The organism is Fictibacillus sp. FJAT-27399 (genome assembly GCF_001510655.1).
Lineage (GTDB): Bacteria > Bacillota > Bacilli > Bacillales > Fictibacillaceae > Fictibacillus_C > Fictibacillus_C marinisediminis.
On the sequence record NZ_LMVC01000003.1, the window covers coordinates 55687 to 70148 of the forward strand.

16 protein-coding genes are annotated in these 14462 nt (G+C 45.0%); 9 read left to right on the forward strand and 7 right to left on the reverse strand.

What is annotated here, in order from left to right; genetic code table 11:
• Positions 1-100: 100 nt before the first annotated feature.
• Both AR335_RS14460 and AR335_RS24140 read right to left on the reverse strand, forming a co-directional pair.
• Entirely contained in the window at positions 101-1114 is a 1014-nt protein-coding gene (locus AR335_RS14460; protein WP_062237203.1) for a substrate-binding domain-containing protein, read from the reverse strand.
• Positions 1115-1284: 170 nt separating this feature from the next.
• Entirely contained in the window at positions 1285-1425 is a 141-nt protein-coding gene (locus AR335_RS24140) for a hypothetical protein (protein ID WP_156419005.1), read from the reverse strand.
• 208 nt (positions 1426-1633) lie between these two features.
• Between AR335_RS24140 and AR335_RS14465 the strand changes: the two genes are divergently transcribed.
• From AR335_RS14465 to AR335_RS14485, 5 genes are read left to right on the forward strand one after another with little or no spacing between them, the layout of a single operon-like run.
• The gene (locus tag AR335_RS14465) at positions 1634-2956 is read left to right on the forward strand and encodes an ABC transporter substrate-binding protein (protein WP_199805096.1); all 1323 of its coding nucleotides are present in this window, start codon (positions 1634-1636) and stop codon (positions 2954-2956) included.
• Positions 2956-3837 (forward strand): carbohydrate ABC transporter permease, encoded by an 882-nt coding sequence (locus AR335_RS14470; RefSeq protein WP_062237205.1) that lies wholly within the window; start codon positions 2956-2958, stop codon positions 3835-3837. The genes AR335_RS14465 and AR335_RS14470 overlap by 1 nt, the downstream gene beginning before the upstream one ends.
• Positions 3824-4654 carry a carbohydrate ABC transporter permease gene (locus tag AR335_RS14475; protein WP_053356626.1) on the forward strand — a complete coding sequence of 277 codons (831 nt, stop codon included), beginning with the start codon at positions 3824-3826 and terminating at the stop codon, positions 4652-4654. The genes AR335_RS14470 and AR335_RS14475 overlap by 14 nt, the downstream gene beginning before the upstream one ends.
• Positions 4655-4668: 14 nt before the next feature.
• Positions 4669-5610 (forward strand): MTP-1 family protein, encoded by a 942-nt coding sequence (locus AR335_RS14480; RefSeq protein ID WP_062237208.1) that lies wholly within the window; start codon positions 4669-4671, stop codon positions 5608-5610.
• 12 nt (positions 5611-5622) lie between these two features.
• A complete protein-coding gene (locus AR335_RS14485; protein ID WP_062237211.1) occupies positions 5623-6681 on the forward strand; it encodes a BtaManbiosPhlase in 1059 nt (352 codons plus the stop codon).
• Between the two features lie 80 nt (positions 6682-6761).
• On the opposite strand, the gene AR335_RS24145 is transcribed toward AR335_RS14485, so the two are convergent.
• Positions 6762-6908 carry a hypothetical protein gene (locus AR335_RS24145; RefSeq protein ID WP_156419006.1) on the reverse strand — a complete coding sequence of 49 codons (147 nt, stop codon included), beginning with the start codon at positions 6906-6908 and terminating at the stop codon, positions 6762-6764.
• Between the two features lie 31 nt (positions 6909-6939).
• Positions 6940-7473 (reverse strand): GNAT family N-acetyltransferase, encoded by a 534-nt coding sequence (locus AR335_RS14490; RefSeq protein WP_062237213.1) that lies wholly within the window; start codon positions 7471-7473, stop codon positions 6940-6942.
• Between the two features lie 272 nt (positions 7474-7745).
• On the opposite strand from AR335_RS14490, the gene AR335_RS14495 reads away from it, so the two are divergent.
• Positions 7746-8750: a hypothetical protein gene (locus AR335_RS14495; protein ID WP_062237214.1), complete on the forward strand. Its 1005-nt coding sequence runs from the start codon at positions 7746-7748 to the stop codon at positions 8748-8750.
• Positions 8751-8849: 99 nt separating this feature from the next.
• Here AR335_RS14495 and AR335_RS14500 read toward each other — a convergent pair whose 3' ends face one another.
• Positions 8850-10313: a protein adenylyltransferase SelO gene (locus AR335_RS14500; protein ID WP_062237216.1), complete on the reverse strand. Its 1464-nt coding sequence runs from the start codon at positions 10311-10313 to the stop codon at positions 8850-8852.
• 51 nt (positions 10314-10364) lie between these two features.
• A complete protein-coding gene (locus AR335_RS14505) occupies positions 10365-10832 on the reverse strand; it encodes a DinB family protein (protein WP_062237218.1) in 468 nt (155 codons plus the stop codon).
• Positions 10833-10984: 152 nt separating this feature from the next.
• On the opposite strand from AR335_RS14505, the gene AR335_RS14510 reads away from it, so the two are divergent.
• The gene (locus AR335_RS14510; RefSeq protein WP_062237220.1) at positions 10985-11326 is read left to right on the forward strand and encodes a general stress protein; all 342 of its coding nucleotides are present in this window, start codon (positions 10985-10987) and stop codon (positions 11324-11326) included.
• Positions 11327-12197: 871 nt separating this feature from the next.
• On the opposite strand, the gene AR335_RS14520 is transcribed toward AR335_RS14510, so the two are convergent.
• Positions 12198-12500, reverse strand: a complete 303-nt coding sequence (locus AR335_RS14520; RefSeq protein WP_062237224.1) for a DUF3846 domain-containing protein — start codon at positions 12498-12500, stop codon at positions 12198-12200.
• A 379-nt stretch (positions 12501-12879) separates the two neighbouring features.
• Between AR335_RS14520 and AR335_RS14525 the strand changes: the two genes are divergently transcribed.
• Positions 12880-13596 (forward strand): YveK family protein, encoded by a 717-nt coding sequence (locus AR335_RS14525; protein WP_062237226.1) that lies wholly within the window; start codon positions 12880-12882, stop codon positions 13594-13596.
• A 21-nt stretch (positions 13597-13617) separates the two neighbouring features.
• The gene (locus AR335_RS14530) at positions 13618-14319 is read left to right on the forward strand and encodes a CpsD/CapB family tyrosine-protein kinase (protein ID WP_062237228.1); all 702 of its coding nucleotides are present in this window, start codon (positions 13618-13620) and stop codon (positions 14317-14319) included.
• Positions 14320-14462 lie beyond the last annotated feature (143 nt).

The window sequence follows — 14462 nt, forward strand, 5'->3', positions numbered from 1 at the left end:
CAGCCTGATTTTTTTGTATTTTAATCAGGGCCGTAAAAACTTGGTGCCAGGCACCGCAATTACACACTTGTGTAACGCCGGTGCCTGGCACCAATAAGAACTACCTTTTTGCCGTCGACTCCCGCACAATCAACTCTGCCGGAAGCAGCAGCTCAATAATCGGTTCATCCTTATAATGCATGCGCCATGTGAGCTGCTCGACGGCTTTCCGGCCATACAGCTCCAAATCAATATTCATCGTGGTGATCTTCGGGGTAGACAAGCGAGAAAGCATTCCGTTGTCAAAACTGCACACAGAAGCCTCACCCGGAACAGCAATGCCGTGCTGCTGCAGGGCAGACCTCACAAAAAAGCCAAACCCATCATTCACGCAAAACCAGGCACTGGGCTGAACATCCAGCCCCTGCACGAGCCCGGTTACATCCTGATCATCCTCAAGAACGTCACTAAACACAAACTCCTCATTAAGCTCGATCCCATGCTCCTGAAGCGCGAGCCTGTAGCCTTCCAAACGCTCCTGATAACTCGGGGACAGCCTGACGTTTCCAACATACGCGATGTTCCGGTGTCCAAGCTCGATCAGATGCTTGACCGCGGTATAGGCGCCGAACCGGTTGTTCGTCAGAATGGCATCCGCCTGAATCAAGGGATGGTGATGGTCAATAATGACCGTCGGAATGCCGGTCGCGATGACTGCGTTACTATACTCCGTGCTGATGTGCGAGAGAATCAAGACACCATCGACCTTGCCCTCTGCTATAAAGGAAGGAAGGACTAGATTGTCACGCGCCACAGTATTGATCGACTGAATGAGCAGGTTCATCCCGCGTTCGGTCACTTCTTTTTCCACACTCAAATAAATTTCCCCGAAAAAGCTTTTCAGCGAGAAGGCATAATCCGAAGCGATCAGCCCGATGCTGCCTGTGCCGCTCCCAACCACACCAGCGGACACAGACGACTTCCTCACACTGTATCCCATCTCTTGAGCTGTTTTTTCAACAAGTTGCCGAGTTGCTTCACTTACACCCGGTTTCCCCGACAGCGCTTGGGAGACGGAGTTTTTCGATATATTCAATGCATCTGCAATGTCCTGCATGGAGACCTTTTTCGCCATTGTTATTCAAACCTTTCAAATAAAATCATCATATGGATTACATAAATTACATTTGTCACGTTACAAATTCACTATAACCTAATCAACAACCCTCGTAAACCACAACAAGAAAATTATCCCTATTAATTTTCTGACAAGACTCTTTTCTATGCTTTGTGCTATTTTTGTAACTAGACTTCATTGATTGTTGATTGGAGTGCAAGGTGCGAGACTCCTGCGGGGGTAGCGTGACAGGTGAGACCCAAAGGCGCTTGCACCGTGGGGCTCAGCGCACGCCCCGCGGAAAGCGAGCATCCTGAAACGGAGATCAACTACTCTCAAGAGCAACAACGTTTGCGAAAGGCAAAAAGAATTGACAGAACTTTTGTAATCATGTAAAACTGTAATTGTAAAGTTATTAATCACATTACAAAGTTACAAATAGAATAAAAAGTAATGTTTTTTCGACCGAGCAAGCGCAAAATTTTTTCATAATAAATGACAGCGCTTACTCAAACTATCGTATTGGGGGATATTGTGATGAAAATGAAGAAGGCCGCATCACTTTTGCTTGGAGCATCATTAACAGTTTCTGCTCTGTCAGCTTGTTCGACCGGAAACCCGGCAAGTGAAGATTCATCAAAGAACGGCACCACCACGATTGAATTCTGGGCCGCACCAAACCCGCCGCAGCAAGCGTACTGGAAAGAAACAGCCAAAGCGTTTGAAAAAGATCACCCGAAAATCAAGATCAAAGTAAGCCCGATCAAGGAAAGTCCGACGTCTGAAGCGAGCATCCAATCCGCGATCGCTGGTAAGGAAGCACCGACGATGTCCGAGAACATCAACCGCGGATTCGCGGCACAGCTGGCGGAAAGCAAAGCGATCGAACCGCTGAACAAGCTTGATGGCTACAATGACATCATCAAATCACGCAATATGAACAACACGATCAAAGGCTGGAAGTTCTCTGACGGCAACCAATACGTACTGCCAATCTACTCCAACGCCATGCTGTTCGGCTGGAGACTCGATATCCTGAAAAAGCTGGGGTACAACGAGCCGCCAAAAACATACAGCGAAGTACTCGATGTAACGAAAAAACTAAAAGCGAAATACCCGGATAAATACTTGTGGGCAAAGCCTGACCTTGCCGATCCGACCGCCTGGAAGCGCTGGTTTGACTTCTTCATGCTTTATGACGCTGCGTCACAAGGCAACAATTTTATAGAAGGAAGCAAGCTTGTGGCTGACGATAAAGCCGGAGTGGATGTGCTGAACTTCATGAACGACATCCGCAAGGAAAAAGGCATCCTTACCAAGCAGTCGAAGGATCCGTTCGAAACAGGACTCGGCATCTTCACTGACATCGGACCGTGGACACTTTCTTACTGGGCAGAGAAGTTCCCGGAGATGAAATACAATGAAACGTTCGCTTTATCAACACCGCCAATGCCGGACGGAGCCAGCACAAAAGATGTATCCACGTTTGCTGATACAAAAGGTCTTGTGATCTATTCCTCCGCTCCTGAAAACGAGAAAAAAGCAGCGATGGAATTCATGAAATGGGTGTATTCAAAACCTGAAAATGATGTGAAATGGATGGAGAAAACGAACCTTCCGCCTGCACGCGACGATTTGGCGTCCAACGATTCGTTCAAAGCGATCTTTGACAAGAATCCTGCGCTCAAGCCCTACGCAGAGGCCATTCCGAACGCCGTGCCGTCCATTGATAACGCAAAATACAACGAACTTCAAACCTATATTGGCCAATATGCCGTCAACCCTGTAGTAAAAGGGGAAGTGCAGCCGAAGAAAGGCTGGGAAAAGATGAAGCAGGCCATTGAGGGGGATCTCAAGTAATGAGAACCAAGCATAATAACAGATTGGGCTGGCTATTCGCCAGTCCTTACCTTTTATATGGGCTGATCTTTTTCCTGATTCCGCTCGGCTGGTCGTTCTATCTGTCGATCACCGACTGGAATTTGATCGCTCCCGTTTTTCATCATGTCGGCTTTGAGAATTTCATTAAAGCACTGCAAAGCCCCGGCGTTCATGCCGCATTCATTGTTACGTTCAAGTTCATGATCGTGTTCGTGCCGATGGTCATCGCGTCCTCACTGATCGTGGCGCTCGTCGTTCACGGTTTGCCGCGGTTCAAAGGCTTGTTCCTGATCGGTTTCTTCCTGCCGTACCTGGCATCCGGCGTTGTATCTTCCTTTATCGTAAAAGGATTTCTTTCGTACAACAGCCCGGTCAGCACATTCTTGCGCAGCTCGTTCGGACTTGACGTAAACTGGCTCGGAACACCGTTTTCAGCCCTGCTGGTCGTTTCCATAATCATGGCCTGGAAGTTTACCGGCTACTACGCGCTCATCTTAACGTCAGGCTTTGAATCGATCTCCAAAGAAATTTACGAAGCGGCAGCCATCGATGGCGTAAACGGCTGGCAGCGCTTTTGGAGAATTACCTTGCCGCTGCTGTACCCGGCTCTTTTCACGACACTCATCCTTTCGATCGGTGTGACCTTCGGGATTTTTACCGAGGTATACCAGCTGACAGGCGGAGGGCCGAACTTCGCGACCAACACGTGGCAGATGGAGATCTACAAGCAGGCGTTCCAGAACCTGTCCGCCGGCTATGCATCCGCCGTTGCGCTCATTGCGTCCGTCGTTACGTTCATCTCGATCTTTATCATTCGAAAATTTTTAGAAATGTGGGGGAAACGAAATGGTTGGACATAAGAAAAATACGCTCATCATCCGTTATATCATCGCGTTTCTGCTCTTGTTCGTCATGGTTTTTCCGTATCTCTATATGGTCCTGAACTCGTTCGCCGACTGGAACCAGGTGGACCGGACACTTATTCCGTCTCACTTCTCGCTCCGGTCATATGAATGGCTGCTGAGCGGCGGCCAGTCCGCTGAACCGCGGCCATGGATCCGTGCCTTTTTCAACAGTTTGATCGTTTCAACCGGGTCCACGGCTCTCATGATGGTGACCGGTATCATCGTGGCGTACTCGCTCGCCAAGCTTCAGTTCCGCGGGCGGAATTTCCTGAACAACGCCATCCTGTTTCAAATGTTTTTCCCGGCGATCATCCTGCTCGTGCCGACGTTCCTCATCATCCAGCGCTTGGGGCTGTACGACTCCTATTGGGCGATGATCCTGCCGAAAGCTCTGAGTCTGTGGGCGGTCTTCATGTACACGAACTTTTTCCGGGCAATACCCGACACGTTTATTGAAGCGGCTAAACTGGACGGCGCGTCCGACTGGCAGATCATCTTCCGGATCATCCTGCCGATGTCGAAGTCGATCACGATCGTTGTCTTTCTCTTCCTGTTCATGGAGCGCTGGACCGAGCTCCTCTGGGACATGCTCGTCGTCAAGAGCGACAACATGCTGACCCTGAACGTGCTTCTGTCGCAGATGTTCGGTCCGTACGGCGGCTATCCTGGACCGATGTATGCGGCATCCGTGATCCTGACCGTGCCGATCATCATCCTGTTCCTGTTCTTTGCCAAAAAGTTTAAAGAAGGCATGCAATTCACACTGAAATAAGGAGGGACAATCCTTTGAAACTAGTTAAATCCAACGTAAAAACTTGCAGCGAACTGCTCGCAGAATACCAGAAAAAAGTTAAGCCCGGAGATCCTGAAAAACTGCTATTTGAAGGCGTCGGTGGAAAAGATGTCTACAACATTACCGCACCGTTTGAAGACGATGGCGAGCTTGTGATCGCCGGCAGGGTGGAGGCGCGTGACAGCGAGCGATCCGAAGTTCATTTTTTCATAAAAGCAGGGGAGACGTGGGTTCCGAGAGAAGGATCACCGGTTTACCAACTGCAGGATCCGTTCTTCACCCGGATTGCCGGAGAGCTCGTCCTTGGCGGCGTGCAGACCTTTCCGCATCCAAGTATCGAAAACGCCCTCGGCTGGCGGACTGTTTTTTATAAAGGAAGCAGCATCAATACTCTTCAAGAGTTCTTCAAAGGGCCGGATGGCATGAAGGACTTGCGGATTGCCGAGCTGTTGAACGGATCCATCGCTGTTTTCACAAGGCCTCAAGGCGAAAAAGGTGGAAGAGGGAAGATCGGCTTCACGGTCGTTCCCGCGCTTAGCGACTTAACACTGGAGTCAATAGAAAATGCACCGCTCTTGGAAAATCAGTTTACAGACGAGGAGTGGGGAGGAGCGAACGAGCTGCATGTCCTCTCCAGTGGATTGATTGGTGTGCTCGGACACATCGCGAGTTTTGATTCGGAAGGCAACCGCCATTATTACCCGATGCGCTTTGTCGTGAATCCGAAAACAGGAGAGCATTCCGATATCGAACTGATTGCGGTAAGAAATGATTTTCTGCCAGGAGCGTCAAAACGCCCTGATCTGGTGGATGTGGTCTTCAGCGGCGGCTTGGTGCGAAAGGAAGACGGCACCGCCGATCTATATGCCGGCATCAGTGACGCAGAGGCCCATAAGCTGACGATTCAAGACCCGTTCCTACCCTATGAGAGATAAGGAGACTGCAGCATGAATGTATATCGATATGAACAGAACCCCTTAGTAACACCTAGTGATGTTAAACCTCACCGTCCGGACTTTGAAGTGATCGGTGCCTTTAACGCCGGCATCGCCCAGCACAATGATGAAGTCATCATGCTGCTGCGTGTAGCCGAACGCCCGGTGAGCGAGGACCCTGAGATCGTGAAAGCTCCCGTTTTTAATGTGGAAAAAAATGAACTCGAGATCCTGGAGCTTCAGCTTTCTGATGAAAGGTATGATTTCGAAGATCCGCGTGTGATTCGGAAAGCCGGCTCGGAGCAATTTGTCTACTTAACTTCATTATCCTATCTAAGGATTGCAAGGAGTAAGGACGGGCGGGAGTTCACGATTGATCCCGAGCCGTTCATCTATCCGTCCAACAACCTCGAAACGTTCGGCATTGAAGATCCGAGGATCACAAAGATCGAGGACACGTACTACATCTATTACAGTGCGGTTTCACCTGTCGGAGTAGGAGAATCGCTCGTCTCTACGAAAGATTTTAAAAACGTGGAGCACCATGGCATGATTTTCGCGCCGGAAAATAAGGATGTCCTCATTTTCCCGGAAAAAGTGAACGGAAAATACTACGCTCTTCACCGCCCGGTACCAAAAAGCACAGGAGCGCCGGAGATCTGGATCGCTGAGTCGCCAGATCTCCTCCACTGGGGCAACCATAAATACTTGCTCGGATTGCGTGATGGCATGTGGGATGATGGACGAATCGGCGGAGGCGCTGTTCCAATCAAGACGGAAAAAGGCTGGCTTGAACTGTATCACGGTGCGACGAAAGACAACCGCTATTGCATGGGTGCCGTCCTGCTTGACCTCAACGAACCGTCCAAAGTCATCGCCCGTTCGGAGACTCCGATCCTTGAGCCAGAAGCAGATTACGAAGTGAACGGCTTCTTCGGCAATGTCGTATTCTCGTGCGGGGCATTAGTGGAAGGGGATACCGTGAAGATGTATTACGGGGTGTCAGATACCTCGATGGCGTGTGCGGAGCTGAGTTTGAGTGAGATTATGGCATCACTAACTGAAGTGTAAAGTAAAAAGGGGCTGTCCAGAAAGTCGAAAATTGACCTTCAGGCAGCCCCTTTTTGGCTTGAAAAATCTTCAATGAAAAGTTAATTGAAGTGGAAGATGCGAGACTCCTGCGGGACTAGCGTGACAGGTGAGACTCCCGCAGGCGCTAGCGCCAAAAAGTAGGCGTTCACGCCGGTAAGGCTCACCGCACGCCCCGCGGAAAGCGAGCAGCCTGGAACGGAAATCAACAGCTTACAGACTTCTTGGACAGCCCCACTTTCATTTAACGAATTTATACATAAGAATATCATCAACATAGTCATTTTCATTCATCTTAAACTCTTTAATTTTACGGCCTTCTTCAATGAACCCCATCTTTTTGTACAGTGAGATTGCCCTATGATTCGTTGAGAAAACCCCTAAACTTGCCTTCTCGATCAAAGGATTTTTCTCTGCCCAGTCTAATAAAGCTTTTAGCAGCATACTTCCAATTCCCATTTCTCTGTAACCTTTGCTGATCATCATCCCTAAAGAACCTGTATGAGACAATCGCTTTCTATTCGGGGCAGCTTGAAATACGATCCAGCCAAGAACTTCACCATCTCTTTCAGCGACAATTAAGGTTTCATTTTCATTCTCCAATAGGCTTTGTACCCATTCTTTTTGTTGAGATGACGTTTTATTAAACTCTTCGGATAACGAAATCAGATACTCGCCTTCGGATACGACGGACCTCTGTATGTCTAAAATGGCCTCGGCATCCTCAATTTTTCCAGTACGAACAACGTAACTAATATCTTTGGAAATGGACAACGATATCTCCCCCAAATAGAATATTTAGTTACTATTCCATCTCTCTTTATAAAATCCTTCCTGCCGAATTAAAATGCAAAGGCAGTAATTCTCGAACCTGAAGCAGAAGTGAACGGCTTCTTCGGCAACTGGGCTTCAGGAAGTAAACGAAAGTAAATAACAAGAAATTTTCTTAATATAAGGTAATTCTTCAAAAATATGATTCGCAAATGATAGTTTAGGTGTAAAATTATTCAGATACAATTTAATAGTCATCAGGGGGAATACAGACGATGTTTACTTTTTTTACAACCATTAGTGTTATGGTTGGAATATTATTCTTATTTTTAGCTATTAAAGCTTATATGGGTGACAATGGGTTTATGAAATGGGTAGGTTATATGATTCTATCCTTTGTTATTGCCTTCATTTTTTCATGTATGAGCATCAGTACAGTGCCGGTAAGTGGAACAGATCATAAACAGGCTTCCAAGAAAGAGGTGAAGCCTGTGAAAAAGAAAACCTTATATATAAAGCAAGAGCAGGTGATCTATGATAAAGCTAAAGATACCGTTGTGTTTTCTGGAAAAACGAATTTAAATGACGGCACAGAGGTCGGTGTTGGTATTGAAGACAAAAATACAGATGAAACGTATGGTGGCGGTGGTAAAGTTAAAGACGGAAAATTCACTGTAAATATGGGGGAAGAATATTACCTTATCGAAAATGGAAACTATGAGGTATCCGCAACTGTTTATGTTGATACAGCAAATAACCTGAAGTTTCCGGAAAAATACGGTCATTACGATACATTCCATCAAAATTATCAAGTATCAAAGGGCGAGATTGTTCCTGATGGCAAGCATTATGATATCGAGTTTTCACATTTGGGTAAAATAAAAATAACAAATGCCCATACGAAAGAAGAAGTAGAAATGTATGATGAAAACCTTAAAAAGCAGGAAGAGCAAGAAAGAAAGCAAAGTGCCAAAACGATACGGTACGGCGAACTGGAGAAGAATCCAGATACTTTTAAAGGGGATTTTGTTAAATTCCAAGGTCAAATTGTTCAAATAATGGAGAAAAATGGCTCCACTGAGTTCCGTTTAGCCGTTACGAAAGCTTCTTATGGTTATGATATTAATGATATAGTCTATGTAACCTACTCGGGCACAACACCTTTTATAGAAGATGATACAGTTACAGTGTATGGGACGATTGAAGGTTCTTTAACCTATAAATCCCAGGCTGGCTTTGAAATTACCGTCCCACATTTAGAAGCGGAAACGGTTGAGTAAATTACTTAACAAATGAAGGAGGCTGATCCTGATGCTCACATAAAATGAGTTTCGGGTGTCAGCCTCCTTTTTAGGATGTCTATTTAGCTTTAAACTAAATCAAGTCCCGCAATACGTCTTATAGCACTGCCCATCCTCCGGCGGCAGGCTGGAGTATTCAGCCTGTTCCGCTGTGTGCGCAAACGGGTTTGTAAGAACATTAAGAAGCTTTTCCATCACGCTGTAATCTTCCTGCTCTACAGCAGCATCCAACGCCTCTTCTACTCGGTGGTTCCGAGGAATGACGGCAGGATTGCTGTCCTTCATCAACTGAAGGGAATCAGCCATTGATTCAGACTGCTTTTCCCGCCTTGCCTGCCATTTTTCCCGCCATTTAGTAAACTCCTGGTCATCGAAAAGAGCATGATCTTCCTTCCGATCGAAGGTTAAAGCGAGGAACGTATTGGTGTAGTCCGCACGGTGCTTTTCCATCAGAAAGAGCAATTCACCGATCAACGCTTCATCCTGCTTCTCTTCACCGAACAATCCGAGCTTGGCCTTCATTCCGTTCTGCCAGTGGTTATGAAACCACTCTTTAAATGTCGAAAGGGCATTCTCTGCCAGCTCGATGGCCTTCTCTTGTTCTTCATGCAGAAGGGGAAGCAGAGTTTCTGCAAACCGTGCAAGGTTCCATACTGCGATACTCGGCTGATTGCCATAGGCATAACGGCCCTGAATGTCGATGGAGCTGAAGACCGTTTTTGAATCAAAGGCATCCATAAAGGCGCAAGGGCCATAATCGATCGTTTCCCCGCAGATGGACATGTTGTCGGTGTTCATCACGCCATGGATGAAGCCAACCAGCTGCCATTGGGCGATCAGCTTGGCCTGGCGCTTGATCACTTCTTCAAGCAGGGTAAGATAAGGGTTTTCCTTTTTCTCGACCTCTGAAAAATGACGCTCCAGGGCATAGTCCGCCAATGCTTTAATGTCCGCAGGCTTACCCCAGTGATACCCATATTCAAAAGTGCCTACGCGCAGATGGCTCGAAGCCACACGGGTCATAATCGCACCGGGCAGTTCGGTCTCGCGATAGATGGGCTCACCGGTTGTTACTACAGCCAGACTGCGGGTGGTAGGGATGCCAAGTCCGTGCATGGCTTCACTGATGATGTATTCCCGCAGCATCGGTCCAAGTGCAGCCCGGCCATCGCCCCCGCGGGAGTACGGTGTTCTGCCGGATCCTTTAAGCTGGATATCAAACCGCTCACCATTCGGAGTCAATTGCTCACCGATGAGTAAAGCCCGGCCATCCCCCAGACGAGTAAAGTTGCCGAACTGATGACCGGCATAAGCCTGGGCGAGCGGCAAAGAGCCTTCCGGTACCCGATTGCCGGCAAGTGCCTCAACTCCATCTTCAGCTCTTAGTGCATCAGCATTCAAGCCTAGCGATTCTGCCAAAGGTTGATTCAAAATGACAAGGTTTGGCGAGCGGACGGGATTTGGCTCGATCAAGGAAAAGAACAGCTCTGGCAGACGGGCATAACTGTTCTCCAGGTTCCATCCTGCTTTTTGATTCATCATAAAAAAAACTCCTTTTTAAAAAGTGGCCATGGACTGTTCATGGCCATTATTTTAGGTTAGCTTCTTGATCACATTAATCCTCTCCAAATGCATGCCTTCATGAAACAGGCAGCAGCTGAGAAACTCTTCAACAGTGGAGAGGTGCAGCCCCATGGATGTAGTATAGGGTTCTGTCTTTTCTTTTAACCGGTCCTTGAATGTGGATTCAATCCGGTCGATCTGATTTTCCATTAAATGCACGATCTCTGAAAGGTCTACCGGCATCTTTTGTCTGTTTTCCGGCTTCGTGCCAGGGCTGAATAGCGACGGAAAAGACTCAGGCATGATCCAATCTTCCTTTTCCTTTACGAATTGAAAGGCATTTCTTTCGTGAATGAAATAAATATGTCCAAGATTCCACTTGATATGGTTGTTTAAAGGATCTGGGATGATCTCAGACCTTTCATCGTCGAGACCGGCAACCAATTTCAGCGTATTTGACCTGACAAAACGCAATTGATCAAAAAGATAAGAACCCATACAAACGCCTCCTCATGGATCGAGTTTTTCTTTTAGTCTAACACCAAAAGCCGGGGGACCATAACGTTAGTACTTAAATAAACGTTGTTTCGATCCAATGGTTTAGTTTTTTTCAAAAGGGGGTACTTTTTGTCCTGAGGAGGCTGATTTAATTGAATCCTAAATTTAAAATATTCCACAATGATGAACATATGAGTGAATCGATTGACAAGCTTAGAAACAATGGAATTCGAGATGATGATATTTACATTCTTGCTCATGACAATGATCATGTCAGACGCGACAGGAAGGAAACAGATGCCAATAAGATTGGGGTAAACGTCACTGGGTTAGGCACTGCGACGAGAAATGTGTTCAAAAGCAAAGGTGATAAATTAAGGTCCAAAATGACGGAAATTGGATTTGACCAATCAAAGGCTGAACAACTAGAAGAAGAATTAGACAAGGGAAAAGCGTTATTAGTTGTAACCAATCAAGATGAAGTTCATTTTTAATGCATGAAATCTACCTCTGTTAGCAAGCAAAAAAGCAGAACTCCTATAGGAATTCTGCTTTTTTGTACTAGAGCTTACGAAATGGTAGATAAAAAGTAATTGGTGTCAGGCACCGGGCACCTTTACATTAACACTAACAAAACCAAATCCCTTATCGGCATGTAACGACAAATCTTTAGCTGTTTTTCTTGGGAAAATTGGATGAGCTCACCTCCATCATTCGACACTGAGATCTATCTATTTTCCCAATACATCTTTCCTAAATTATTAGCAAAAACGTCCGATATATAGATTATCAACCTTGATATAAGTTGATCTAAACGAGGTTACATATATTGAATTTAGGAATGGAGAAATGAGAGATGATAGAAGAAATCGGTTTTTTTAAAGGTTGTATGTGGGGGCTGGGATTATCACTCCCGATATGGGCCTTAGTAATCATTGCTGCGATATACATCAATCGTGCAGCGGTATAAATTTTGGTAAATAATTTACAGTAACGTCCGATAAATAGATTATCAAGGGAGTTTAAGGTGATGATCTAAATGAAGACATGCAAGATAAAAGAGTGTAACAAAAAAGTTGCAGCCAGGGACCTCTGTCACATGCATTATAAAAGGTGGGCAAGACATGGAAATCCGGAGATAACAAAAGTAATTAATGTTTGCCAAATGATAGGCTGTGAAAAACCGCACTTTTGTAAAGGATACTGTGAGAGCCACTACCGGCATATGCGCAGGCAGATCATAAAGCAGGCAACTCCATAAAAGAACATAATAAAAGAAGGTGCGGCCAGGCACCTCCTAAACGTTTTATGTCCAACTTCGTTTCATTCAACGGTTAAATGGTAATACTGGATATAAAGATTCTTTTACTTCCACTTCTTCATTTTAGCCCTTAAGACATCTTTAACTTCGTCCATTTCTGCATCACTTAAACTTTCAAATTGACCCTGATATTTGGCAATAAAAAAGGTGCTGGCAGGCGCCTTTTTATTGTATGTGAGGTCATATCCTTCATCAATATTGCACAAAATTTTATAACGCTGCTGATGAAAACTTAAGATATCGACTGGACCGCCTACGATTTCCTCAAACTTTTTAGTTGTATTGGGGATTGAAGTAATGTGCGGTCTTTTTTTGGGCATGATCATGACTACTTGAATATCCGACATAATGTTTCCTCCCATAGACCTAAAATTTGGTGATAATTGTTTTGTTCATTAAACCATATTTCCTAGTAAAAGGAAATATGTTCCCTAAAATAAGACAAAAAGTTACACAGACTGAACGCATATCCTTTAGTAGTATAAAGCTTTTGCTAAATAATGAAAAGAGGAATACTAGTTTACTGGTTTACCACCCATCACAAGGGATGAAATTATTTCCTATAGAGTATTTATATGTAACTGGTAACAGCAGTCTATAGACCCATAGTTATCTCAAAATAACATTAACTTATAAATTTTTACAAAAAATCTTAATTCATGTCTTTATCTGCCAAATTACTGTGCTATAATACATCGTATGTAAATTTTTACTTTGGAGGGTGCTATGGAAGAAACGATTAGTTTAAAAGATATATATCAAACGATTAGAAAACGGCTGCTGATCATTGTATTCATTACAATCGTGGCTGTAGCCATAAGTGGAGTGGTTTCCTATTTCGTATTAACCCCTGTCTACCAATCTTCCACACAGATTCTTGTCAACCAGGAAAAATCAAATAAAAACGGTCCAGATTACAATCAAGTTCAAACCAATGTTCAGATGGTCAATACGTACAGTGTGATTATAAAAAGTCCAGCCATTCTTTCTAAAGTCATCAATAACCTTAATCTAAATACAACGGTTGAAGGTCTCACCAATAAACTCACGATTAACAGTGAACAGGAATCACAGGTATTTAACGTAACAGTTCAAGACCCCGATCCGGCCATGGCGGTCAAAATTGCCAACAACATTGCTGATACTTTCAAGGATGAAATACCTTCCATCATGAATATAAATAACGTAAGTGTCTTGTCCAAAGCGGAACTGAAAGAGAATCCATCTCCAGTCAAACCAAATCCAATGCTGAACATGGCGATTGCACTGGTTGTCGGATTGATGACAGGTGTAGGACTTGCCTTCTTACTAGAATACCTCGATAACACGCTGAAAACAGAACAGGATATCGAAAATTTCCTCGAACTGCCGGTGCTAGGAACGATACCGAAAATGACCGCAAACGAAGAGAAAGATCCATCATATCGAAGAAAAGCAGTATAAATACTGTAGGAGGAACGACCATTGAGCCGTAAATTGCGTAAAACCATCAGCAATCTCACACAGAGAAGTTTAATCACTCACAATAATCCAATGTCGCCGATTTCTGAGCAATACCGCACAATCCGTACCAATATTCAGTTTTCATCCATTGACAAACAGTATAAAACGTTACTCGTAACATCTGCTGGACAGGGAGAAGGAAAGTCAACGACAGTAGCCAATCTTGCTGTTGTACTCGCCCAGCAAGGAAAAAGGGTTCTCCTAGTCGATGGAGATTTACGAAAGCCGACCGTTCATTATACGTTCAGGGTGAGTAACATTCAGGGAATGACCAGTGTCCTGACGAAGCAGCTCACTTTTGAGGATGCTGTTCAAAAGACAAATGTAGAGCATCTGTATGTATTGCCAAGCGGACCGATCCCGCCAAACCCTTCTGAACTGTTAAATTCCAAAGCGATGGAAGCTCTTGTAGAAGACGCGAACAGTAAGTATGATTATGTACTGTTTGATTCGCCACCAGTACTAGCTGTAACCGACGCTCAAATCTTATCGAATCGCTGTGACGGAGTAGTACTTGTAGCAAGCAGTGGAAGAACGGAGAAAGAAGAAGCGTTAAAAGCGAAGGAATTGTTGGAAAATGCAAATGCAAAGATTTTAGGTGTCGTATTGAACGGAAAAGAAACGAACGACCGAAACTATTCTTACTATTATGGCAGTAAGTAACAAAAAATTAATACATTTCGACAAAATAAGCCCCTTGATGGATTGCATAATTATGCTACCATAGGAAACGTATTAGTTTTATGGTAAAAAGAACCAAAAGTGTGTACGTTGGTTCTTTCACCTTTTTTTATGAAGGGAGTGTA